The sequence below is a fragment of the Nocardiopsis lucentensis DSM 44048 genome (assembly GCF_000341125.1).
GTDB classification, from domain to species: domain Bacteria; phylum Actinomycetota; class Actinomycetes; order Streptosporangiales; family Streptosporangiaceae; genus Nocardiopsis; species Nocardiopsis lucentensis.
In genome coordinates, this window is the sequence record NZ_ANBC01000873.1 from 1 (window position 1) to 3,043 (window position 3,043).

At 76.8% G+C, this 3,043-nt stretch carries 2 protein-coding genes; both read right to left on the reverse strand.

Annotated elements, in window-relative coordinates:
• Positions 1–1,649 (reverse strand): ABC transporter ATP-binding protein (locus tag D471_RS0130070; RefSeq protein ID WP_017602044.1); only part of this gene is annotated, 1,649 nt, incomplete at its 3' end.
• Positions 1,646–3,043 (reverse strand): ATP-binding cassette domain-containing protein (locus tag D471_RS0130075; protein WP_017602045.1); only part of this gene is annotated, 1,398 nt, incomplete at its 5' end. The genes D471_RS0130070 and D471_RS0130075, both read right to left, overlap by 4 nt.

Consider the following 3,043-nt stretch of genomic DNA (forward strand, 5'->3'; position numbering starts at 1 on the left):
AGGACCACGACCCGGTCGGCCTCGGCCGCCTGGGTCAGCCGATGGGCGACCACCAGCCCGGTGCGGCCGTCCAGGGCACGGGACGCGGCCTCCTCCAGCTCACGCGCGCCCGCGCTGCCCGCGTCGGCGGTCGCCTCGTCCAGGACCGCGATCGGGCGGTCGGCCAGCACCAGGCGTGCCAGCGCGAGCTGCTGCGCCCGGGCCGGGGTCAGTGCGTGCCCGCCCGCGCCCACCACCGTCGCGACCCCGTCCGGCAGGGACTCGACCCAGGCCCGCGCCCCCACGGTCTCCAGGGCGCGCAGGAGGTCGGCCTCGCCCGCCTCGGGGCGGGCGAGGCGAAGGTCCTCGGCGAGCGGACCGGCGAACACGTGCACTTCCTGGCTGACCAGCGTGACCGCCTGACGCGCCGCCGCCGGTCCGGTGCCGGCCAGATCGAAGCCGCCCACCCTCAGCGAGCCCTCCGCGGCGGGGTGGACCCCCGCGACCAGCTTGGCCAGGGTGGACTTGCCCGCGCCGCTCGCCCCGACCAGGGCCACCCGCTCCCCGGGCCGCACCTTGAGGTCGACACCGGACAGGACCGGGGTTCCCGGACGGTAGGAGTGGCCCACCCCCGACAGGACGAGCGAGCCGTCCGGAGTGGGGAGGGGGCCGGGTTCGGGCTCGGCGGGCAGGTCGCACACCCCGATCATCCGGGCCAGGCTCGCGCGCGCCTTCTGGGCCTCGTCGGCCAGCCCCAGGGCCGTGTTGATCGGGTTGAACAGGTTCTGGAAGTACAGCGCCGCGGCGGTCGCGGTCCCGATCGTGGCCATGTTCCGGTCCACGAGCCAGAACCCGGCGACGAGTACACCGGAGAGCCCGACGAACTCCGCCAGGTTGAGGTTGCTGAAGAACCGCGTGGCCACGCCCGTCCCGGCCACGGCCAGGTCGGCGGCCCGCTGCGATGACGTCCCGACGCCCCGGGTGTGCGCTTCGGCCAGGCCGAGGGCCCGCACGGTCCGCGCGCCGCTGATCGTGCCGAGCAGGCGGTGCTGGCGTGCGCCCACCGCGCGGCGGTGCTCGTCGTACACCGGCGCGGCCCCGCGCTGGTAGCGGCGCAGCGCGATCACCTGGACCGGCACCGACAACAGCGCCGCCAGCAGGAACCGCCAGTCCAGCAGCGCCAGGGCGCCCAGGGTGAGGACGATGGTGAGCACCGCCTGGGCCAACTGGGGGAAGGCGTCCCGCACGGACCGGGTCACCGCCGTGACGTCTCCGGTGACCCGGGAGGTCAGGTCACCGGACCCGGCCAGCTCCACGCGTTCCAGCGGCAGTCGCAGCGCCCGGTCGACGAACCGCTCGCGCAGCTCGGCGACCACGTCCTCACCCAGGCGCGCCACCCCGGCGATTCCCAACGCGTTGCCGGCGCCGCTGACCACGGCGACGGCCACCAGCGCGACGACCGGTACGACCAGCGCCTCGGGTCCGGTGCCGGCCACGACGGCGTCGACGACACGGCCGAGGATCGCGGCGGTGGCCAGGCCCACGGCGGTGGCGCCGGTGAGGGCGCCCAGGGACCAGAGCGCCGTGGCCCAGCGCTCGCGCAGCAGGGCCGCGACGGCCTCCCGGACACGGGCGGCCGTCGCGGTGGGCAGCAGGTGGTCCGCGCTCACGCGAGCACCGCCCTTCGGTAGGAGTCGCTGTCGCGGGCCAGGTCGGCGTGGCTTCCGCGGGCCGTCACGGTGCCCTCCTCCACCAGCAGGACGGTGTGGGCCGCCTCCAGCAGAGCGGGGCTCGTGGTGATCAGGACGGTGGTCCGGCCCCGGCGCATCGCCGCCACGCGTTCGGCCACGCGTGTCTCGGTGACCGTGTCGACGGCGGTGGTCGGGTCGTGCAGGACCAGCACCGACGGGTCGGCGGCCAGTGCCCGGGCGAGTGCGACACGCTGGCGCTGACCGCCCGACAGCGACCGTCCCCGTTCGGTCAGTTCGGTGGCCGCCCCGTGCGGCAGCGCGGAGGCCACCTCGTCGGCGGTGGCCGCGGCCAGGGCGTCCTCCACCGATCCCGACGCGGCGACGGCCACGTTGTCGGCCAGCGACGCCTCGAACAGCGCGGCGTCGTGTTCGCCGACCAGGACCGCGCGGCGCAGATCGGTCAGAGCGAGCTTGGTCGTGTCCACCCCGTCGACCTCGACCGTCCCCCGCTCGGGGTCCACGTCGCGGGACAGGCAGGCGATCAGGTCGGCGGCGGCCGCCGGGTCGGGGGCGACCACGCCGACCAGGCTCCCGGGGGCGATGTCGGCGTCCACACCGCGCAGTGTGGAGTGGTGGAGGTCGCGCAGGCGCACGGCGCCCTCGGGCGCCGCGGGCAGGGTGGCGGTGCCGTCGGTTACCGCCCACGGCGCGTCGAGCACCTCGGCGACCCGGTCGGCCGAGGCCCGCGCCCGGGCGAGCACGCCGTTGACGAAGCCGAGCCCCCGGAAGGGGCCGTGGAGGTACTGGGCCAGGCCCACGGCGGCGACCAGGCCGCCGACGCTGATGTCGCCCCGCATGGCCAACACCGCCCCGGCCAGGGCCACGGCCGCGATGAAGCCGCCGGTCAGCGCCAGCACGGCTCCGTCGTGCCCGGCTTGGGCGCGGGAGGCGTGGAGCGCGGCGGTCAGGGAGGCGCGGCTGGTGGCGCGGTAGCGGTCCGCGGCGGCGGCCTCGGCGCCCAACCCCTTGACCACGCGCAACCCCGCGACCAGGTCGGCGGCGGTACCGGAGGCCCGGGCGGCGCGCTCCTGCTCCCCCTCGCTGCGGCGGGCCAGCGGTCGGCCGACCAGGTGGGTGAGGTAGAGCAGCGGCGGTGTGCCCAGCAGCACCAGCAGTCCCAGGGGGACCGACACACGCAACAGCGCGGCGGCGCTGACCACCAGACCGGCCGCGCACGCCACCGCCACGGGGATCCGTCCCACGGCCTGCCCGACCCGTTCGGCGTCGCCGGAGGCGATGTTGGTCAGGGCGCCGGGCAGACGACCGCGCTCGGCGCCGCCGCGCGGGTCCAGGACCCGGCGGGGCAGCCGCAG